This window comes from Acinetobacter sp. 24-47-67 (assembly GCF_056779735.1).
Genome location: NZ_JBWYIK010000017.1, coordinates 1 through 22087 on the forward strand (window position 1 = coordinate 1; position 22087 = coordinate 22087).

Below are 22087 nucleotides of genomic sequence, written 5' to 3' on the forward strand. Positions count from 1 at the left end.
CTGACCACCCATGCGCTCAGCAACGATTCCTGTACGGATACCTTTACGAGCCGCATAGATTGCAGATGTGTTACCTGCAGGACCACCACCGATCACAAGCACGTCAAATGCGTCTTTGGCATTGAGCTTTTCAGCATCTTTCGCAGCAGAATTAGTATCGAGCTTCGCAACAATCTCTTCCAATGTCATACGACCTTGACCAATATGTTCGTTGTCTTGGAACACCATTGGGACAGCCATGATTTTGCGTTCTTCAACTTCGTCTTGGAAGAATGCACCATCAATCATGGTTGCAGTTGTGCCAGGGTTGTAGATTGCGATCAAGTTAAGTGCTTGAACCACATCTGGACAGTTATGACAGCTTAAAGATACGAATACGTCAAAGTCAGATTTGATTTCTAAAGCTTTGATGGATGCTAATACTTCATCAGATACTTTTGGTGCATAACCAGAAGTTTGTAGCAATGCCAAAATCAAAGAAGTGAACTCATGACCCATTGGTAAACCTGCGAAGAAGACACGCGGTTCTTCACCTGCTTTTGCAATACCAAAGCTCGGCGCACGTTTATTTTGACCATCAAAACGAGCTGTGACGAATGGAGAAAGTGCTGCCACTTCTTCCACAAGTTCTTTGATTTTTGCAGATTTGTCTGAATCATTTAAAGTCGCAACCAGTTCGATTGGACCTTCAAGGCGTTCTAAAAGCGTTTTTAATTGAGCTGAAGTATTTTGATCTAACATTGCTAACGTCTCCAAAGGAGTAATAATTCATTCGATACAGGTATACTAAGACAATTGATTGAATAGATAAAACAGTTTGTTTTTATAAGTTCAATCGGAAAAATAAATTTAATCAAAGTCTTTGGTGTAGATGTATGAAAGTATTGAGTTAAAACTTGAATTTTCAAGTATAAAAGCAATTTCAATTCAGATATTTACATTAAAATTATTTTAATAGATATGAGCGAGGACCAATTATGACCTTAGAGAGAGGCATTTATAAACACTATAAAGGACAACTTTATCAAGTCCTGCATGTAGCGACGCATAGTGAAACTCAAGAAAAGCTTGTGGTCTATCAATGCCTTTATGGAGATTATTCAATATGGGTAAGACCATTATCGATGTTTACGGAAAGCATTTATCTAGAAGATGATGATCGTGAAATTGAACGTTTTAAATTGATTCAAAAATTATGATGATTGTCATAGTAAAGACTTTATCTTTGATTAGTTTATAGAAATCGATTCAATGAGAATATGTCATGAATGCTGAATTTCTAAGTCAAATGCAAAGTTTATATCAGCAGTTAATTCAACATGATGCATATCAAACTGATCGCGATCTGAGATATCGAAATATAAAACCAGAATCTGCCCATTATATTTCGATGCTTATTAAGATCCAGACCTCTAAACGAATTCTTGAAATAGGAACTTCGACAGGATATTTAACATTATGGATGGCGGAGTCGGTTTCGGATTATCAGGGTCGAGTGACGACGGTTGATATAAACTCAAAAAGAACAGCACTTGCGACTCAGTACGCCAAACAGTTTAGTTTAGATCACCTTATTGATTTTATCAGCAGTGATGCAATTGATTTATTAATTAATGAAGGCGATGTGTATGACTTAATTATCTTAGATGCGAATCGACATGCATATCCTGATTATTGGCAATATTTAAAAAAGGTACTACATCCTGAACATGGCGTAATACTTGTAGATAAAGTGATTTCCCATGCTGCTGAAATACAAAGTTTTTTAAAGGATGTTAAGGCTGATCCTGATTTTTGCACGATGACGCTGAATATTGGGTGTGGATTATTGATGATTACGCGGAATTGATGGTGATTGAGAATTTGATGGATTGAACACAAAAAAACCACGCAAAGCGTGGTTTTTTTAGTGCTATCTAATGAATTAGATTTTACCAACTAGATCGATTGAAGGAGCAAGAGTTGCATCGCCTTCTTTCCATTTAGCAGGGCAAACTTCGCCTGGGTGAGCGTGAACGTATTGAGCTGCTTTAACTTTACGAAGAAGTTCTTGAGCATCACGACCGATACCACCAGCGTTAATTTCAACGATTTGGATTTTACCTTCTGGGTCGATTACGAAAGTACCACGGTCAGCAAGACCAGCAGATTCGATTAGAACTTCGAAGTTTTTAGAAAGAGTCCAAGTTGGATCGCCGATTAATGGGTATTGGATTTTACCAATTACGTCAGAAGTGTCGTGCCAAGCTTTGTGAGTGAAGTGAGTGTCAGTAGAAACACCGTAGATTTCCACGCCTAATTTTTGGAATTCAGCGTAGTTGTCAGCAAGGTCACCAAGTTCAGTTGGGCAAACGAAAGTGAAGTCAGCAGGGTAGAAAAATACTACAGACCATTTGCCTTTAAGATCAGCTTCAGTCACGTCTACAAATTGACCGTTGTGGTAAGCTGTAGCTGCGAATGGTTTAACTTCAGTATTAATTAAGCTCATCATTGTCTCCATGATTGAGGTTAGTCTTTAATTTTCAATTAGAGTATCGAACTTTCGTTCTGTGCTGAAATGGTATTTTTACATTACAAAAATCGGAAAAACCGAATTATGTAAATTGATTGCCATTTAAGTTTGTCATCTGTCTTCCTTGTAACACATCAAAATGATGTATTCGTGACAGGATGAGAAAATTTCACATGCCTACCAACATGAAGACACTGAAGTGAAAATTCAAGGGTAAATATTAAAAAAACCATCATTATTTTGGATTTAGTTTTTCAAAAATATAAAAAGCTACATGAAAATTTCAAAAATTGTATGAATTGTCACATAACGCGGCTGACATGTTTCTATTTCAACTTAAGATCATTTTAAGCTTTATATTCTCATTTAATCTAAAAAAATAGTCCGATTCAGATTTGGGATAATCTTTGAAAATGAGTAGAATAAAGCGTTTCGTAATTGGTATAGGGCTAAAACTTGGCGACGATAGGGTTAAATGTAGAACAAATGGTGATGGCACGAGATCTTCATCGTTTAAATCGACTACGCAAAGGAAAAGATGCCAATGAAAAGCAATATCAAGAACTTTTTGAAAAATCAAATTTAAAAGTACAACAGCGTATTCAACGCATTCCTAATATCAAACTTAATCAAGATTTACCTGTTACCCAATATGCAGACAAATTGATTGAGGCCATTCAAAAACATCAGGTCATTATCGTTGCGGGTGAAACAGGTTCAGGTAAAACAACTCAGCTTCCTCAGATAGCCATGCTTGCGGGGCGTGGTTTAACAGGGTTAATTGGTCATACCCAGCCACGACGATTAGCTGCGCGCAGTGTATCGCAACGTATTGCAGAAGAGGTGGGTGAAAAACTCGGTGAGTCTATTTCATTTAAAGTAAGGTTTAACGAACAGGGTTCACAGGACTCTATCGTTCGTTTAATGACAGATGGTATTTTGCTGGCTGAATTGGCTCATGATCGTTTCTTAACCAAATATGACACCATTATTATTGATGAAGCACATGAGCGCTCGCTCAATATTGACTTCATCATGGGCTATTTAAAACAGCTCTTGCCACGTCGTAAAGATCTTAAAGTCATCATCACATCTGCAACTTTAGACGTTAATCGTTTTTCAAGTTACTTCAATAACGCACCGATCTTTGAGGTTGAAGGTCGTAGTTTTCCTGTAGAAGTGCGTTATCGTCCGATCTCTGAAATGAGTATTGTAGGAAGTGATGATGATGAGTTTGATGACTTTGAAGAAAACCTACCGCGCGCAGTAGTATCAGCTGTTGAAGAATGTTTCAAAGATGCACAGGAAAAAGGTCATCCTGAACACGCAGATATTTTGATTTTTGCCAGTACGGAACAAGAGATTCGTGAGCTACAGGAAACTTTAATCAAACATGGACCTCGTCATACAGAAGTTCTACCTTTGTATGCGAGACTAGCGTTATCTGAACAACAAAAGATTTTTAATCCTGCTGGTGGTGGACGGCGTATCATTATTGCCACCAACGTTGCGGAAACTGCATTGACCGTTCCAAACATACGTTACGTCATTGATAGTGGTTTTGCACGTATCTCTCGTTATAACTACCGTTCGCGTGTTCAGCGTTTACCGATTGAAGCGATTTCTAAAGCAGCAGCCAATCAGCGTAAAGGTCGTTGTGGTCGTATTGCACCGGGTGTGTGTATTCGATTGTATTCAGAAGAAGACTTTTTAAGTCGTCCCGAATTTACTGAACCTGAAATCAAACGTACTAATTTGGCATCTGTTATTTTGCAGATGCAGAGTTTAGGTCTTGGAACACTCGAAGATTTTGACTTTATTGAACCGCCTGATCATCGTCTCGTCAATGATGGTCGTAAACTGCTGATTGAACTCGGGGCGATGACGGAAAAGAGAAATCCTTCTCTTGCGGCTAAAACAGCCTCATCTTTAGATAAAGGTGGACTTCAAGGCAAAGGCGATTCTCTCACCAAAATTGGTCAACAAATGGCAAAAATGCCAATTGATCCAAGACTCGCACGTATGATTTTGGGGGGTGCTCATTTTGGGGCGCTCAATGAAGTATTGATTATCGTGGCTGCGTTAGCTGTTCAGGATCCAAGAGAGCGTCCTGCTGATAAACAAATGCAAGCGGATCAGAAGCATGCCTTGTTTCGTGAAGCCGACTCTGACTTTCTGTTCTATCTCAAATTATGGGATGCGTTGGTTGCAAATCGGGAGATGAGTGAAAATAAGCGTCGCACATTTGCACGTAATCATTTCTTGAGTTGGTTACGCTTGAGAGAATGGAAAAAAACACATGAGCAACTGGTTGATCTTGCTCAAGGCTTAAAGCTTTCTTTTAATGAAAAGAAAACCAGTTACGAAAATCTTCACAGAGCTTTACTCACGGGACTATTGTCATTCATTGCAAATAAAACAGATGAACGCAATGTATTCATGGCAGTGCGTCAACAAAAGGCACGTATATTTCCTGCATCGACCTTACACAAAACCAATACACCATGGGTCATGGCATTTGAGATGGTAGAAACCTCTCAGGTGTATTTACGAACACTGGCGAAAATTGAGCCTGAGTGGATTTTGCTAGCTGCACGTGATTTAGTGAAACATCATTACTTTGAACCGCATTGGTCGAAAAAAGCAGGTGTAGTTAACGCATATGATCAAATTTCACTGTTTGGTTTGATTATTGAGCCTAAGCGTCAAATCAATTATGAAAAGGTCGATCAAACTACGGCGCATGAAATTTTCCTTCGCGATGCTTTAACGACGGGTCATCTGGGGATTACACCACCATTTTTAAAACATAACTTGCTTAAACTAGAAGAGGTTGAGCGAGTAGAAGATAAATTGCGACGTCGTGATTTGGTGGTAGACGAAGAGACGATTTATCAGTTTTATGCTGCAAAAGTGCCTGAAGATGTAGCGAGTCGGCGTAGTTTTGAAGATTGGCGTGCAACAGTTGAGCCTCAAAATCCACGTTATTTGTTCATCGATGACGATGCTTTATGGCTTAACGATCGTCCAACTACCCAACAGTTTCCTGATTACTTACGTAATGGGGACCTTCGTTTAGCGGCAAGTTATCGATTTGACCCAAGCCATGATGAAGATGGTGCGACGGTCAAGATTCCACTACAGGCCCTGCCACAAGTAGATGAAAACCTATGGTCATGGGGCATTCCAGGTTGGCGTCTTGATTTGATTGAAGCACTATTAAAAGCTCTTCCAAAAGATAAGCGTCGTGGCTTGGTACCTATACCAGATACTGCGCGTAAACTGATGTCCAAAATAGATGCGCAAGATTTACAAAAGCATATTTTTAGTTTTTTAGCTTTTCAATTGAGAGGCGAACAGATCACTGAAAAAGATTTTAATGTAGATCGAATTGAACAATATCTTTTACCGCTCATTAAAGTCATCGATGAAAAAGGACGAGTGATTGAGCAAGGTCGCGATTTATCTGAATTAAAAGCACGCTGTCGTACTGAAACGCATAGTCCAGTCAAGCAGTTAAAAGGTGAGTATCAAACTTTCCCTGAGCATTTTGTGTTTGAAGCATCGCAAAAAGTCACAGGTGTCGTCGTCAAACAATATCAAGCACTTGTACCAAGCAAGGAATTTTCTAAGCTTGAGCAAAAGGATGAGTCAGGTGTTGTCATTCAAACGTTTAATGATCAGCACGAAGCAATACGCCATCATCGTGCTGGTATTATTCGCCTGATTCATATGCAGCTAGGTGATTTGATTCGACAGCTTAAAAAACAAATTTCTAAACCACTCGCATTAGCCTATTCCCCTTTGGGTGATAAAGCTCAGTTAGAACAAATGTTAGTTTACGCAACATTGCAAATGGCTTTAGAAAAAGAGCCTGTAGATGCGCAAGATTTCCAAACAATTCTGCAGGCTGTCAAGCAGTCTTTCCTGACGCATGGTCAAAAGGTCTTGGCTGCCTTTAATGACATTTATGTACAATGGCAACAAATTCGACGCGAGTTGATGATGATTGATGCCAATGTATTTGGTAAAAATATCGATGATATTGAAGATCAACTTGATCTGATGAGTCTAGCGGATTTTGCTTATAGTAAATCTGTAGATGTGTGGATTGAATTTCCACGCTATCTTAAAGCTTTATTGATTAGGATTGATCGTTTGCCTCATAATCTCAAACGAGATGATGATGCGATTGCTCAAGTCGATCCTTGGATGGATAAATTATTTAAATATAAAAATGATCAAAAATTGAAAGAGCTATATTTTATGGTTGAAGAACTGAGAATCTCATTATTCTCTCAACCGATGAAAACCAAGATGCCAATTTCGCCAAACCGTATTCAAAAAGTATGGGAACGTCTCGGAATCAGTTAATATAGCTTTAATTTGAAATATTGAGTTACTCAAAAAAGGAGTTTTGCATGGGCATTCGTATTACAGGCACTGGCTTATTCCATCCTGAACATGTCATCACCAATGAAGAATTGGTTGAAAGTTTAAATGCTTATGTAGAAAAGTTTAATCAAGAGAATGCTGAAAAAATTGCTGCGGGCGAAATCGAAGCACGCCGTGGTTCAAGTGCAGAATTTATTGAGAAGGCTTCAGGTGTTAAAGCACGTTATGTTGTAGAGAAGGAAGGCGTATTAGATCCTAATCGTTTACGTCCAAACTTAGCAGAACGATCAGATGATGAAATTTCACTTCAAGCTGAGTGGGGTGTGATCGCTTCAAAACAAGCAATGGAAAATGCCGGTGTAACTGCTGAAGACATTGATGTTGTAATATTGGCTTGTTCAAATATGCAACGTGCATATCCTGCGGTTGCTATTGAAATTCAAACTGCATTAGGCATTCAAGGTTATGCTTATGATATGAATGTTGCTTGTTCTGCTGCAACATTTGGCTTAAAACAAGCTTATGATGCGATTAAGTCTGGCGCTCGTCGTGTGCTCTTGGTCAATGTGGAAATCACATCAGGTCATACAGATTATCGTTCACGTGATTGTCATTTCATTTTTGGTGATGTGGCGACAGCTTCAATTATCGAAGATACAGATTCTAAAACTGGATTCGAAATTTTAGATACGCAATTGTTTACGCAATTCTCTAATAACATTCGTAATAATTTTGGTTTCTTGAATCCAAGTGAAACAACCAACGCGGATGATAAACGCTTCCGTCAAGATGGCCGTAAAGTGTTTAAAGAAGTATGCCCATTGGTTGCGAAAATGATTACAAAGCAACTTGAGAAAAACCAAATCGAACCGACGAATGTTAAACGTTTCTGGTTACATCAAGCCAATGCCAGCATGAACGAGTTAATTTTAAAGCTGGTTGTGGGTAAAGCTGCTGCTGAAGCAGATCCAGACTTAGTTCCAATCATTTTAGACGAGTTTGCAAACACTTCTTCAGCTGGTGTCATCATTGCGTTACACCGAACTGCAGATCAAGTGAATGATGGTGAATACGGCGTATTATGTTCATTTGGCGCAGGTTATTCTGTTGGTTCAATACTGGTTCAGAAGCGAGTAGCTTAATTAGATAAAGAGATGTTCAATGGAAAATAAAGCATTGCAAATCCAACACCATTCTAAAATGATCCGATATGGTAGTTTGTTGCAACGTTTTTATTTTAAACCGACCTTTCTTGGTGTTGAACATCTCAATGCTAATCAACCTGCCATGTATGTGGGTAATCATACAATTTATGGTGTATTTGATACGCCAATATTGATTGATTATCTATATACAGAGCACAAAATTAAAATTGTGAGTTTAGGTGATCACATTCATTTCAAAATACCGTATTGGAAAGATATGGTTCATAAAATGGGTGCAATTGAGGGTCTAAGAGAATACGCCAGAGATGCAATGCAACAAGGATACTCTATCCTAGTGTTTCCAGGTGGTGGACGTGAGGTCGTAAAGCGCAAAGGGGAAGAATATCAACTCATATGGAAAGAGCGCTACGGATTCTTAAAGTTAGCTCAAGAATTTGACTACGACATTGCACCTTTTGTAGCTGTAGGTGGTGATGAAGTATTCGATTTGGCACTTGATGCCAATTATTTGCTTGAAAAAAAGTGGTTTAAAAAGCTTTTAGCTGTACCTAAAATTGGCAAATTACTCCGTCAAGGTGATGTCTTGCCTTCAATACCCAAAAATATTATTCCTAAAAGAGTCCCATTCTATTTCAAGTTTTTACCACGACAATCAATCTCAAATATCAAAACAGAACAGGATTTGATTGAATTCAGAGATCAATTGCAGCAAACGATTTACGAAAATATTGCATCAACGCAGTTGATACGAGATAGACAAAGTTAAATCTTAGAAAATTATACTTCTTAATCTAATTATATTGTTGATTATAAAAATATTTTTAAAATAATATTAAAAAAATAAATTAGTGCTTTCTATTTTATATCAATTAGGTATATTATTTTAATGTAAATATTCAGTTTACTAAGCCCAAAGATTGTACTCCTCCTTGGGCTTTTTTTTATCTCAGAATAATAATAGGCGTATGAGCGCGATTTTCACTTTTTAAATTTCACACAAATTAAGTTTTAAAATCAAAGGTGAATTTTTGGCACAAAATGCAACTATAGTTGGTTTTTTAAAAATTAATAAAAACAGAATGTTATTTAAATTTTTTAGCATGCTATCAAAACAATTCTAATTTTGTAATTGCAAAATGTATGCTTCTACGACTTAGAGGTTCATAAAGAAATTTTGCATAAGTGCTTTTTTTTTGTACATTGAAAACTCAAAAAACAAAATAACACAGAGGGATTATGTCACTACAAGGAAAAACACTGTTCATTACAGGTGCAAGCAGAGGTATCGGTCGTGAGATTGCACTTAAAGCTGCAAAAGATGGTGCAAATATTGTGGTTGCTGCAAAAACGAGCACTGAACATTCGAAACTCAGTGGTACGATTCATTCTGTTGCAAAAGAAATAGAAGCAGCTGGTGGGAGAGCATTAGCGATCCAACTTGATGTACGAGATCAAGATGCTGTCGCAGCCGCAATGAAACAGGCTGCTGAACATTTTGGTGGGATAGATGTCCTCATTAATAATGCTGGTGCGATTAATTTGAGTGGGGTTGAAACGCTTGATCCAAATCGTTTTGATCTCATGTATCAAGTGAATACTCGCGCCGTTATGGTCTGTAGTCAAGCTGCCTTGCCTTATTTAAAACAAAGTCAAAATCCACACATTCTTAGTCTCTCTCCACCTTTAAATTTAAAAGAATCGTGGTTTGCGGTTCATTCTCCTTACACCATCAGTAAATATGGTATGAGTATGTTGACCATGGGAATGAATCAAGAATTCGAACGTTATGGGATAAGTGTTAATGCCTTGTGGCCTAGAACCATTATTGCAACTGCAGCGATTGAGTTTTCTCTCGGTGGACGTGAGTTATTTAGCAAGGCTCGGACACCGGCAATCATGGCTGATGCAGCGTATGCAATCTTGACGAGTGAGAAACGTTCGATCACGGGTCGTATGATGATCGATGAAGAGATATTAAGAGAGAAAGGTGAAACTGATTTCGAAAAATATCGAGTGGAACCATCAGATGAAGAATTGATGGTTGATCTATTTGTTGATCCATAAATGAGAAAGCCCAACATTGTGTTGGGCTTTATTATTTATACTAAATTATCGTAATGCAGTAAGGTTGACATCCTTTTGATACATCTCGATCTGCATGACTTGTTCAGTTAAGAATGCTTTACGTTGGTCATTGCTCGGATGACTTGCAAACAAAGTTGATTGATCTTTATTCATTTTACGTTTGTTGAGATTAGCTTCGAATTTATCCCAAAATGAGAGTGCTGCATTGTGATTGTATCCCGCTCTCACCATCAAATCTAAACCAATCAAATCAGCTTCTTCTTCTAGATGACGGCGATGAGACATATTGGTTTGATTACCAGATAAACCACTTGCAAGCCCGATGGCAGCCCCAGTTCCCATGGTTGCACCCATTAGACCCAAATTCATTGCTGCGAAACGAGAAGCCTTTTCACGACTATGATTACGGATAATGTGTGCCATTTCATGCGCAATTAGGGTGGCTAACTCGTCATCAGATAAGTTTTCAAACATATATACAGCCGAATTAACTACAATTTGCCCACTTTGAAAGGATTGGGCATTCGGTTTGCTGCTGAGCACACCGTTAATTCGCCATTGAATTGGTTGACGACCTTCACGTAAATATTGATTAGCATGTGGGATTAAACGTGCTAAAATTTGATTTAATCGTGGATCTTCAAGATACAAAGACTTAGTTTTCGCTTTCTTTTCAAATTTATTATAGCTACGGTTTGAAATTTTATTCCAAGCTGATTCCGGAATAATCATGAGTTGTTTGCGTTCGGAAGCTACAGTGCCTAATGATGTGGTTGAAACACAGCCAGTCGAGATTAATGCAATTGAACTTATAATACCAAACGCGAAGGATTTCATAATTACACCTTAATGATGGGATATTATTTGAGATCTAGCTTGATTTTTAATAGCTAGATTTCGTGTTTAATTATTGTTCAATATTTAGATTAATTAAACAAACATTATTTTAATTATTAATTTGAACGAATTAATATCATGGTGGTTATAATGAGATTTGAGTCACAATAATATTTTTTTTATTTGTTATTTTGTTATTTTGTTATTTAGATAAATTATTTTATTTATATATATTTTGTATTTTATTATATTTTTATTATATTATTTGTGATTGGATTAATATTTATTAAAATTAATAGTATATATAAATCAGTATTTTATGTTTTATTATTGTTTTCTTTAAATATTTAAGTGTGATTCTTTTTTTGAATTTAATTTAATATGAGAATAAATTCTCACTATTTTAGTTGAATATTGATAAATAACTCATAACGAAATATTTTGGAATTTCATTCAAAGTTATTAAAAATTAATTCTTATATTGTGAAGTTTTTCTTATATGTTGATTTGGTGTATTTTGTGATTTAATTCACACATATTATCGTTGGGTATTTTAATTAAATTTGGGTGGGCTAATTATATGATTTTTAAACCACGAATTTTTTTGATCACAGTGTTATAAGGCTTGTTTGATTTTTGACAAGGTCTGAGCATCATTAATATGCGCATGCTGCTTATCTTAGCCAATCGATACAACAGAACACTTTAAAATAAATTCATCTAAACTTATTTTGTCTTCAGTCAATATAAGTATCAATTCGTTCAATTTCAAAGATGTTTAACCTGAACTTGAGTTTTCAGTACTCGTCATTCAATCGCATCGTATTTTGAAAGAATGATTAATCTTGATGTGGAGCACTTGGTGAATCAAATGAGGGTTTCTTTCTTGGTTCGAGTAAAATCTTAATCACAAATGCTTTGCCAAGGTGATAAACAGAAATATTTAAAGAATTCCAACGGAATAATGAGATTTTTTGCGATATAAAGTTCATGTTAGGGCAGTACAAATGTATGAGCGATCTCGGGTGACGAGGAGCGTTGAAGCGGCTTTTGTTTTTATCACGCTTTCTTAATTCATTCGTTGAACTTTGAACGACTAGACAGGAACTGATACAGCAATATGAATAAGTGGTTTAAAGGTAGTTTATTGCTTGGTATTTTGGTGAGTAATTTTGCATTTGCAGATTTTTTACCACCAGATCAAGCATTTCAATTTGAGGCAGTATCAGTCAGTCATCATCAAGCTGAACTAAAATGGAAGATCGCAGATGGTTACTATCTCTATCATGATCAAATCAAAGTTTCAGACATTCAAGGTCCTGTAAAGTTATCTCTACCACGCCCAAAAGAGAAAGATGATCCAAACTTTGGTATGACCCAAGTGCATTATCAGGATGTAATCAGCAATATTCCAGTCAAACCAAATCAAGAATTTAAGATTCAATGGCAAGGATGTGCTGAAAGTGGTTTATGTTATCCGATTCAAAGAATAACGATAACAACTGACAGCACAGGTTTATTCCCAGCGCAGCAAACTACACAAGCTAAGAAAGTTTTAAATCTCAAAGAAATTTCAGCGGCATCTAATGGAGTTGTGAATACTCGAGATGCACAAGAAAATGCTTCACCAAAAACAGAAACACAACTCATTTCAAAGGATAATAATACAGTCGCAGATCGTAAAAATTTTAACGCTACTGCGCTTGAGTTAGATAAAACCGAATTTGGGGAAAATAATTTAATCAGTGAGGATCAATCCACGCTAGATGCAAATTTATCTAAAGCAAATCTGAACAGGCCAGCCAGCTTTTCGAGTGTATGGAACAACGATCAATTTTTTTTAAATTTGCTCTCTCAACAAAGTGTATGGCTTAATTTATTGGTGTTTTTAGGACTTGGAATATTGTTGGCATTCTTGCCTTGTTCATTGCCCTTAATTCCGATTTTATCAGGCATTCTTGTGCAAAATCACAGAGGTTATCGTGCCGCGATAATAGCTTTTATTTTTGTCACAGGGATGGCTATCGTTTATGCGTTAATGGGATTCGTTGTTTCTCAACTGGGCTATAGTTTTCAGCGTTGGTTTCAAAGTCCGATCTTCATTAGTATTTTTAGTCTCCTATTTATTACTTTTGCCCTTAATCTTTTCGGTGCATTTCAAATCTCTTTACCTCAAGGAATATTACAACGCTTAGATCTTTGGCAACAAAAACAAAAAGGCGGAACATTGATCGGTGCAGGACTCATGGGGATGATTTCTGCACTGATAGTTGGACCCTGCATGAGTGCTCCGTTGGCTGGAGCATTGATATTTGTCTCACAGATGAACCAACCTTTATTAGGGGCGACTTATCTTTTTGTTTTGGGCATTGGGATTGGTTTGCCGCTTTTTATTGCGGCAGTTTTCGGGACGCATTTTTTACCTAAACCTGGGGTATGGATGGATCGACTCAAGGTCTGTTTTGGTTTCGTGATGTTGCTTGTGGCCATTTATTTTGTACGGCCACTTATTCCAACCAGTATTTATCAAATTCTGATGGGTCTTTTACTTCTTGGATTTGCTGTATATTTACTCTGGAAAATGAGACCTTATGTCGAAAAAATAGTAGTTAAAAGCATCATCATATTACTCAGTCTCGGCATGATGTTTTTAGGAGTGAATTATGTGCAGCAAGGGTATACGCACTCCCTTGTAACGCAGGCCAAAACATTACATACATGGCATAAAGTCAACTCTGCCGCGCAGCTTTCAAATGTTTTGAAAGCAAATCAAGGTAAAGCCGTAGTAATTGATGTTTACGCAGATTGGTGTGTTGCATGTCAACCGATAGAAAAAGAGGTACTTCCGCGTGAAGATGTTCAAGCCAAACTCAATGAGTTGGTTTTAATTAAATTAGATCTCACTCATTTTGAACCAAGCCAAGATGAACTGTTAAAAAAATGGCAAATTTTAGGACCGCCTACATTTATTTTTTTAAATACGCAACATGATGAAATACGTGATCTGCGCTTGACTGGCACTTTTACTGCAACACAGTTATTAAATCGATTGCAGGAACAATCTGTCGGGATGGTTCAGTAATGATTTCATTTGATGGGATTCAACTTGGATCACTCATGTTTCCATGGGTTTTATTGATTCTATTCAGTGGGATACTGTTCATCATTATCCTGATCAATGTTTTAGGTCATCACTATAAATGGACAGATACCCAAGTCAAAATCAGTAAAGATTCAGTGTGGACAAGCATCATTATTGGAGCAGTTGCCGCTAGAGTCATCTTTGTTATGTTCTATTGGGAGATTTATATTGAAAATCCTTTAGATATACTCAAAATCCAAGATAAAGGATTTAGCTTATGGAGTGGATTATTCTTCGGTGGGCTAAGCTATATCATTCTCAATCGAAGCTTACGAACAAAAATGAAAATCATTTTAGTTGGGGTGTTTTTATTTTGGGTAGCGATTGGTGTAATGATAAAAACTCAATACAAGGTTGAAAGTTATTATCCTGATCTAAGTTTTCAGATACTCCCAACTGATCATAGTGAAAATAAGAATGAAGGGTATTTCACAGATTTTTTGGGTCAGCCTACAGTCGTTAATTTGTGGGCGAGTTGGTGCCCGCCATGTCATAGAGAGATGCCAATACTTTTTCAAGCACAAAAGGCTCATCCCAATATTCATTTTGTGATGCTCAATCAAGGTGAAGATATCACAACGGTTCAAAACTATTTACAAAACCACAGCTTCAACTTTAAAAATGTCAGACTTGATGTAAATGGGGAAATGCCCAAGCAGAGCAATAGTTTTGGCTTGCCAACTACATTGTTTTACGATGAAAAAGGTAAATTGGTGGATAGACATATGGGTGAGTTAAGCGCTGCAAAATTGCAAGAATATTTAATTAAAATGACAGCTGAGTAGAGCTAAAGGTTATGAAAGATATAAATAAATTAATATTGTTGTCTAGCGTATTTTTAATAAGTAGCGTCAGTTATGCGGATTTAAAAAAGCAGATTTCAGCAGAGGGCTTTGAGTTTGTAAAAGAAATTCCAGCACCAGCAGGTATGACAGGATGGGCAGGGCATATGAACCAACATCCAGGCACGGTTTTTATTTCTAATGATCAGAAATATTACATTATGGGTGATTTATATAATGCTCAAGGTGAAAATATTTCTATTGAAGCATTAAATACACATGTCAAAGACGCCGTATTAGATGATGTATGGAAGAGCATTGAAAAGTCGACTTGGATTCAAGATGGTGAAAATACAGCAGCACGCGTTGTTTATGTATTTTCAGATCCTAACTGCCCATATTGCCATCAATTTTGGGAAGCTGCACGACCATGGGTAAACTCGGGAAAAGTTCAACTTCGACATATACAAGTTGGTGTAATTCGAGAAGAAAGTCGAGGGCAGATTGTCACCATACTTAACTCAAGTGATCCTGCTAAAGTATTTAATGACTACAATAAAAAGAAAGGTAAAGAGCGATTAGTTGTTACGCAAAATATATCAAAATCTTTACATGAAAAAATCGACTATAACGAGTCACTCATGGATAAATATGGATTTTTTTCCACGCCAGCTATGGTATGGAAAAATCAACAAGGAGAGTTCAAGTCTATGCAAGGAATGGCAAAAGACTTGCAAGACGTTTTTGAAAAATAGAATTTTTTGGACTTTAGTACTCTTGAATACAAAACTTTAAAATTTAATACATGGTCATTTGCATGGAGAATATGATCGTATTTGAGTCTCATATCCACAACTGAAAGAATTGCAAGATTATGAAGTAGGATCGCAATATAAGCGATAAAGCGTTTGTATAATGGTGAGGACTTTAGGATCACTCACTTGATAAAAAATTTGTTTACCTTCACGACGAGTCACCACCATTTCAGCTTTACGTAATACGGTTAACTGTTGTGAAAGCGTGGGTTGAAAGATTTGAGTTCGATTCTCAATTTCCTGAACGTTCAATTCACCATCTACTAAAATACAAAGTATCTTTAAGCGATCAGGATTCGACAGGACTTTAAGTCGATCGCTGACTTGATCAACTTGTGAAAAATCCATTTGATTGAATTCAACATCAGATTGCATTAGATGTTCCTTTGAAACAGAAGGATGCGTATGTTAAAGCATCTTGATTATTTTTCAAAATTATATAATATAAAAAAATATATTGTAAATAAGTAAATTGTTATGCATGATATTGTGATTGCTTTTTTAGGTGGAGCACTACTCGGTTTATCTGTGGTTGGATACTTATATGTGAATGGTCGAATAGCAGGGATTAGTGGTTTAATCGGTCAAGTACTAAATCCGCATACAGTTTTCAAAACACCAGCATTGTGGTTTTTACTGGGTCTCATCATCACACCGTTTATCTATGGTATTTGGGTTCAGCCTGAAATTGAACTCGAAGCAAGTCCATTCATGATGATCGTGGCAGGTATTTTAGTTGGATTTGGAACACGTTTAGGTTCTGGCTGTACAAGTGGGCATGGCATTTGTGGTTTAAGTAGATTGTCCAAAAGATCTATTGTGGCAACACTAAGTTTTATGCTGACAGGCTTTATAACGGTTTATATAATTCGGCATGTCACAGGAGCATTCTAAATGAAAAACCTTTTTGCTTTTTTGTTTGGCTCACTTTTTTCCGTGGGGCTCATGTTATCTGGAATGTCGAACCCTGAAAAAGTTCTTAATTTTCTTGATTTATTTGGCGAGTGGGATGCAAGTTTGGCATTTGTCATGATGGGTGCCATTGTCGTGGCATTCATACCCTTTCAGATCGTAACCAGAAGTGAAAGACCTTTAACTCTATTCAATGAGACTATTGATCTACCAAAGAGCAATCAGCTTGATAAAAAGCTCATCATAGGTGCTAGCTTGTTTGGGATAGGCTGGGGCATCGCAGGCATCTGTCCAGCACCAGGATTAACATTAATTGGTTTAGGGCATTATCAATCACTCTATTTTGTGATTGCGATGTTGATAGGAGTTTTGATTCACCGTAAATGGATGGGGGCATAGTTATGAAACTAGTGATGAAAGACGCCACTCAAGATCAAATCAAGCCGCTAATTAAAGATTTTTTTGATCAAAATACCAATACATTTAGTTATGTCGTGGCTGATCCTGTGACATTAAGTTGTGCCATTATCGATAGTGTTTTAGATTTTGATGCTGCTTCTGCGACAACAACGACGGAACATGCTGACCAGATTATTCAATACATACATGAACAGCATTACAAGGTTGAGTGGATTTTAGAAACACATGTGCATGCTGATCATTTGACCGCTGCGCAATATTTAAAATCTAAGCTGGGTGGCAAAATTGCCATGAGTCATCATATTGGAATTGTACAAGAAACATTTGGCTCAATTTATCAATTGGATATTAAGGCAATAAACGCACAGCAACCATTCGATTATTTATTTAAAGATCATGAGTGTTTTAAAATTGGAGAAATTGAAGCCTACAACATTCCAACGCCTGGTCATACACCTGCTTGTCTTAGTTATGTGATAGGTGATGCAGTTTTCGTGGGTGATACTATATTTATGCCAGACTATGGTACAGCACGATGTGATTTTCCACGGGGCAGTGCAGCAGAATTATTTGATTCAGTTCAGAAGCTTTATCAACTGCCTGATCATATGCGTGTATATCTATGTCACGATTATTTACCAGAAAATCGACATCAATATATGTGTCAAACAGATATAAAAACGCAAAAAGAATCTAATATACACATTCGAATTGATTCAAAAAAGAATGATTTTGTGGAAATGCGCAATAGCCGTGACGCGACATTGGGGATGCCAAAGCTCATTTTACCAGCCATTCAAATCAATATGAACGGTGGCAAATTTCCGCCCACTGAACACAATGGAGTATCTTATTTGAAAATCCCTTTAAATTTTTTCAAATCATAAAATTTAGCTACTTTAATTTTTATAGATATTATAAATACATGTTATGTATAAAATTGAAAAAGGCTTTAAAAACAAGTTCAATAGGCGTATAGTTAAGTATGAAAGTTGATCAGCCTAGTCGGTTATTAACTTGATTTTTTTTCTATGTTTCTAAACACTCTTTATCGAAAAGAGTTGAGAGGAAATTTTGCTAAGATCTAGTGGACTCATCATTGCATTTGCAACGGTGTTATTACAACTAGCGGTTTATTTACAACCGATCTTACCGGAGAAATTTCATGTCGCTCCGGTATGCATGTCTATTATGCATAATTTACTTTCTCCAGAACGCCATCAGCATGTTCATGAGACTTATCACGATCTCGTCCACCATTTGAGTGAAAACGAACATCATCACGACCATAATCAAATTACTCACCAATGCCAATATTGCACTGTGTATGGAGACCTCGTCTTACCATTTGATTTTGGTGTAAAAGAAATTTTTGATCGCTTACAAGTTAAGTTGAGCTTCTACCGCAATTCTTTTTGGCACGTCTATTTTTCTCTACAGAAGCTCTATCTTCTGCCTCAAGGCCGAGCGCCACCTTTTGGACTCTAATTGATTTAAACCTTGGATCATTTTGATCTTAATCAATTTATTTAGAGTTCAATCTTATGAAAAAAATCTTTAAACAGTCTGTAGCTAACAGACGGTATTCACTCATCCTCAAAAAAGTGAATTTAAAATCGCGTGTTATCGGAATGATACATGACATCTACAATGTAATTCTGACTGTAGTTTTAAACTCATTGAAGAACAACATTCACCACAAAATTCAATGATAAGGTGACCTCATGGATCTAGGACTAACAGCGCTCGAATTGGCGCGTATACAATTTGCATTCACTGTTTCATTTCACATTATCTTTCCAGCAATTTCGATTGGATTGGCAAGTTTTTTGGCTGTGCTCGAATGGCGTTGGCTTAAAACGAATGATCCTGTTTATCGAGATCTGTTTAAATTTTGGATAAAAATATTCGCACTTTCATTTGGTATGGGTGTCGTTTCAGGCGTGGTGATGAGCTATCAGTTTGGAACCAACTGGAGTGAATTTTCACGTATTGCTGGTAGTGTCACTGGACCATTGCTGACGTATGAAGTGCTCAGTGCGTTTTTCTTAGAAGCTGGTTTCCTCGGTATCATGTTGTTTGGCTGGGGGCGAGTTGGACCAAAGACGCATTTTTTTGCAACCTTAATGGTGGCAATAGGAACATGTATATCCATGTTTTGGATTCTGTCATCTAACAGCTGGATGCAAACACCTCAAGGCTTTGCATTTGAAAATGGAATAATTGTTCCTCAAGATTGGTTCGCGATTGTCTTTAACCCATCCTTTCCTTATCGATTAGCGCATATGGCACTGGCCGCTTTCTTGGTTTCAGGCTTATTGGTTGCCGCAACTGCTGCATGGCATCTACTCAAAGGACGCCGTGATGCGTTAGTTAAAAAGTCATTCTCGATGGCAATGTGGATGATCCTTGCTTTAGCTCCACTACAGATGTTCGTGGGTGATTTACATGGATTGAATACCTTAGAACATCAGCCTGCTAAATTAGCTGCAATCGAAGGTCATTGGGAAACCAATAAAGATCATGGTATGCCGTTGTATCTATTTGGTATTCCAGATATGGAAGCTGAAGAAACTAAATATGCGATTGGTATTCCAAATCTGGGTAGCCTGATCATGACACATACCCTTGATGGTGAGGTTAAAGGCTTAAAAGAATTCGCACCTGAGGATCGACCTAATTCAACCATCGTTTTTTGGAGTTTCCGAATCATGGTGGGTATGGGCATGCTCATGATCTTACTGGCTGTATTTGGTCTATGGCTACGTAAGACAGGCAAATTCTATGATTCTAAATGGTTGCACAAGTTTGCTTTGTGGATGGGGCCTTCAGGTTTTATTGCATTATTGGCAGGCTGGTTTACCACAGAGGTGGGACGTCAACCTTGGATTATCTATGGCGTAATGCGTACGAAAGATGCGTTATCTCCTGTCTCTGCGGAACAGGTTGGACTTACGCTAATTATTTTTGTTGTGGTGTACTGCATCGTATTTGGTATCGGTATCTTTTATATGTTGAAAATGATGGTAAAAGGACCAGAATTTATTTATTCAACACCACATTCAGATGGCGAAGTGATCCGAGCGTCTAAACGCCCGATGAGTACCATTGATAATGAACAACAACTTGAAGCATCAAACAGGGTGAATGATCGGGAGAATTTGAAATGATTGATTTATCATTGATTTGGATTGTGATCATCGCACTAGGTGTGTTGATTTATGTCGTTCTTGATGGTTTTGATTTGGGAATTGGTATTTTATTTCCATTTGTGAAAGATCGCCAAGAGCGTGATGTCATGATGAATACTGTAGCACCCGTATGGGATGGCAATGAGACTTGGATGGTACTTGGTGGAGCTGGTTTATTTGCCGCTTTTCCACTGGTCTATTCGACTGTATTGTCCGCATTATATATGCCCATCACCTTAATGGTGATCGCGCTTATATTTCGTGGAGTCGCTTTTGAGTTTCGTTTTAAGGCTAATCGGACTAAGGCACTTTGGGACCAAGCATTTATTTGGGGTTCAATTTTAGCTTCATTTTTACAAGGTGTGATTTTAGGCGCTTATATTCAAGGAATTCAGACGACCAATGGTGTGTTCACGGGTGGTGGTCTGGATTGGCTCACTCCATTTTCACTCTTTACAGGTTTAGGCGTTGTTGTGTTATACGCGACACTCGGTTGTGGATGGTTAATTTTTAAAACGGATGAGCGTGTACAAGATCATATGTACCGTCTGATGCCGAAGCTTATGATCGCGTTATTTCTAATATTTGGCGCTGTCAGTATTTATACCCCCCTTGTACATGACGATATTGCACAGCGTTGGTTTAGCCAACCACAAATGTGGTATTTCAGCCCCGTACCAATACTGGTATTGATTTTTACTTTCCTTGCGCTTAGAGCTTGTAAACGTCGTCAGGAGTTTGCGCCTTTCATCTATACATTGGCTTTGGTATTTCTTGCGTATACGGGCTTCTTAATTAGTTTATGGCCTAATATCATTCCGCCAAGTGTAACGATTTGGCAAGCTGCTGCACCTCAAAGTAGTCAATTATTTGCTCTCATTGGTGCACTCATTCTAATCCCAATTATATTGTTTTATACCGCTTTATCTTATTGGGTATTTAGAGACAAGGTCCGTGTTGGTGACGAAGGTTATCACTGAGGAGAATGATAATGAAACTGAATCAAGCAGGGTGGTTTATTGTTTTATGGCTCGGTGGTTTTTTAAGTCTATTATTGATTGCTGGTCTATTTCGATTGCTCATCCAGTGGGCGTATTAATCTAAATCTTTAGACATCAACAATTAACCCATCATCTAGGTGATGGGTTTTTAATTTAAATACTAACGACTAATCGTTGTTGATCATAATTGGGTAATAGAAACTATGATATAGGCACAATTAAGCGGATTTTAGCTTCTAAACCAACACTTTAAAAATTTACTTAAACAATTGATTTAAGATAAAATTAGAAGAATCATCTGAATCTTTGAGAATGATGAGTGACATCGTTTCAATCACTTATGACATAACTATCGCCGTTTTAAGGAATCACGAGACTGATATTTAATTGTCGTTGTTCATGGTCCAATTACTGTGAAAAAAAAGCCAGACTGGTGGAGCAATCTGGCAAAGCGTCAAGATGAGTCACCCGTGACAAGTGATGTTTCCTGAGTTCAGGTTTAAGTTGTTCTGAACTTAAGCCTGAATAAATTCAGCCACAGCCTGGTTAAACGCCTGTGGTTGTTCAACATTAGAAATGTGCGAAGCATTAATCTCAACAAGTTGACTACCCGCAATCGCTGCTTGCATAAACTGACCATCTACCACAGTGGTCACAGGGTCTTGTTGACCTGTAATAATCAATACAGGAATCGAAATCTGTTTGAGTTGTTCACGCGCATCCGCCTTAGCCAAAGCTTCACAGCAGCTTGCATAACCTTCAGGGCTGCCAGCTCCTAAGTCGTTTGAAAGTTTTTCAATCACTGCTGGGTTGCTTTGGATAAAGGGAT

General features: G+C 37.4%; 21 protein-coding genes. 16 read left to right on the forward strand and 5 right to left on the reverse strand.

What is annotated here, in order from left to right; all coding sequences use genetic code 11:
• The coding region (locus AC1M9K_RS14130; protein WP_481588963.1) for a thioredoxin family protein at window positions 1-741 on the reverse strand (741 nt) is incomplete at its 3' end.
• Window positions 742-977: 236 nt separating this feature from the next.
• Between AC1M9K_RS14130 and AC1M9K_RS14135 the strand changes: the two genes are divergently transcribed.
• On the forward strand, window positions 978-1199 hold the full coding sequence (locus AC1M9K_RS14135; RefSeq protein ID WP_481589605.1) for a DUF1653 domain-containing protein: 222 nt from the start codon (window positions 978-980) through the stop codon (window positions 1197-1199).
• 65 nt (window positions 1200-1264) lie between these two features.
• Entirely contained in the window at window positions 1265-1849 is a 585-nt protein-coding gene (locus AC1M9K_RS14140; RefSeq protein ID WP_481589606.1) for an O-methyltransferase, read from the forward strand.
• A 75-nt stretch (window positions 1850-1924) separates the two neighbouring features.
• Here the strand turns inward: AC1M9K_RS14140 and ahpC are convergent, their stop codons facing one another.
• The gene (ahpC, locus tag AC1M9K_RS14145) at window positions 1925-2488 is read right to left on the reverse strand and encodes an alkyl hydroperoxide reductase subunit C (RefSeq protein WP_035270191.1); all 564 of its coding nucleotides are present in this window, start codon (window positions 2486-2488) and stop codon (window positions 1925-1927) included.
• 510 nt (window positions 2489-2998) lie between these two features.
• Here ahpC and hrpA point away from each other — a divergent pair.
• From hrpA to AC1M9K_RS14165, 4 genes are all read left to right on the forward strand, one after another.
• On the forward strand, window positions 2999-6886 hold the full coding sequence (gene hrpA, locus AC1M9K_RS14150) for an ATP-dependent RNA helicase HrpA (RefSeq protein WP_481589615.1): 3888 nt from the start codon (window positions 2999-3001) through the stop codon (window positions 6884-6886).
• Window positions 6887-6933: 47 nt separating this feature from the next.
• Window positions 6934-8049, forward strand: coding sequence for a beta-ketoacyl-ACP synthase III (locus AC1M9K_RS14155; protein WP_035270185.1), 1116 nt, complete (start codon window positions 6934-6936; stop codon window positions 8047-8049).
• 19 nt (window positions 8050-8068) lie between these two features.
• On the forward strand, window positions 8069-8839 hold the full coding sequence (locus AC1M9K_RS14160) for a lysophospholipid acyltransferase family protein (protein WP_481589607.1): 771 nt from the start codon (window positions 8069-8071) through the stop codon (window positions 8837-8839).
• 470 nt (window positions 8840-9309) lie between these two features.
• On the forward strand, window positions 9310-10137 hold the full coding sequence (locus AC1M9K_RS14165) for an SDR family oxidoreductase (RefSeq protein WP_481589608.1): 828 nt from the start codon (window positions 9310-9312) through the stop codon (window positions 10135-10137).
• 45 nt (window positions 10138-10182) lie between these two features.
• On the opposite strand, the gene AC1M9K_RS14170 is transcribed toward AC1M9K_RS14165, so the two are convergent.
• Window positions 10183-10995 carry a M48 family metallopeptidase gene (locus AC1M9K_RS14170; RefSeq protein ID WP_180028996.1) on the reverse strand — a complete coding sequence of 271 codons (813 nt, stop codon included), beginning with the start codon at window positions 10993-10995 and terminating at the stop codon, window positions 10183-10185.
• A gap of 1120 nt (window positions 10996-12115) precedes the next feature.
• Between AC1M9K_RS14170 and dsbD the strand changes: the two genes are divergently transcribed.
• Genes dsbD through dsbG form a run of 3 tightly spaced genes read left to right on the forward strand, consistent with a single transcriptional unit; the run spans window position 12116 to window position 15674 of the window.
• Window positions 12116-14077: a protein-disulfide reductase DsbD gene (gene dsbD / locus AC1M9K_RS14175; RefSeq protein WP_481589609.1), complete on the forward strand. Its 1962-nt coding sequence runs from the start codon at window positions 12116-12118 to the stop codon at window positions 14075-14077.
• Window positions 14077-14922, forward strand: coding sequence for a prolipoprotein diacylglyceryl transferase family protein (locus tag AC1M9K_RS14180; protein WP_481589610.1), 846 nt, complete (start codon window positions 14077-14079; stop codon window positions 14920-14922). The genes dsbD and AC1M9K_RS14180 overlap by 1 nt, the downstream gene beginning before the upstream one ends.
• 20 nt (window positions 14923-14942) lie before the next feature.
• A complete protein-coding gene (gene dsbG, locus AC1M9K_RS14185; RefSeq protein WP_481589616.1) occupies window positions 14943-15674 on the forward strand; it encodes a thiol:disulfide interchange protein DsbG in 732 nt (243 codons plus the stop codon).
• A 117-nt stretch (window positions 15675-15791) separates the two neighbouring features.
• Here dsbG and AC1M9K_RS14190 read toward each other — a convergent pair whose 3' ends face one another.
• Complete coding sequence (locus tag AC1M9K_RS14190) at window positions 15792-16109, reverse strand: metalloregulator ArsR/SmtB family transcription factor (protein WP_481589611.1); 318 nt, start codon at window positions 16107-16109, stop codon at window positions 15792-15794.
• 102 nt (window positions 16110-16211) lie between these two features.
• On the opposite strand from AC1M9K_RS14190, the gene AC1M9K_RS14195 reads away from it, so the two are divergent.
• The 7 genes from AC1M9K_RS14195 (at window position 16212) to AC1M9K_RS14225 (ending at window position 21356) form a co-directional block, all read left to right on the forward strand.
• Complete coding sequence (locus AC1M9K_RS14195; RefSeq protein WP_481589612.1) at window positions 16212-16628, forward strand: YeeE/YedE family protein; 417 nt, start codon at window positions 16212-16214, stop codon at window positions 16626-16628.
• Complete coding sequence (locus AC1M9K_RS14200) at window positions 16629-17045, forward strand: DUF6691 family protein (RefSeq protein WP_180028992.1); 417 nt, start codon at window positions 16629-16631, stop codon at window positions 17043-17045.
• Window positions 17046-17059: 14 nt separating this feature from the next.
• Entirely contained in the window at window positions 17060-17953 is an 894-nt protein-coding gene (locus AC1M9K_RS14205; RefSeq protein ID WP_180028999.1) for an MBL fold metallo-hydrolase, read from the forward strand.
• A 187-nt stretch (window positions 17954-18140) separates the two neighbouring features.
• Window positions 18141-18554, forward strand: a complete 414-nt coding sequence (locus tag AC1M9K_RS14210) for a DUF2946 domain-containing protein (protein WP_092768857.1) — start codon at window positions 18141-18143, stop codon at window positions 18552-18554.
• A gap of 236 nt (window positions 18555-18790) precedes the next feature.
• The gene (locus AC1M9K_RS14215) at window positions 18791-20236 is read left to right on the forward strand and encodes a cytochrome ubiquinol oxidase subunit I (RefSeq protein ID WP_481589613.1); all 1446 of its coding nucleotides are present in this window, start codon (window positions 18791-18793) and stop codon (window positions 20234-20236) included.
• Window positions 20233-21237, forward strand: coding sequence for a cytochrome d ubiquinol oxidase subunit II (cydB, locus tag AC1M9K_RS14220; RefSeq protein WP_180028990.1), 1005 nt, complete (start codon window positions 20233-20235; stop codon window positions 21235-21237). The genes AC1M9K_RS14215 and cydB overlap by 4 nt, the downstream gene beginning before the upstream one ends.
• 11 nt (window positions 21238-21248) lie before the next feature.
• On the forward strand, window positions 21249-21356 hold the full coding sequence (locus tag AC1M9K_RS14225; protein WP_155757002.1) for a DUF2474 family protein: 108 nt from the start codon (window positions 21249-21251) through the stop codon (window positions 21354-21356).
• 417 nt (window positions 21357-21773) lie between these two features.
• On the opposite strand, the gene AC1M9K_RS14230 is transcribed toward AC1M9K_RS14225, so the two are convergent.
• Window positions 21774-22087 (reverse strand): alpha/beta hydrolase (locus tag AC1M9K_RS14230; RefSeq protein ID WP_481589614.1); only part of this gene is annotated, 314 nt, incomplete at its 5' end.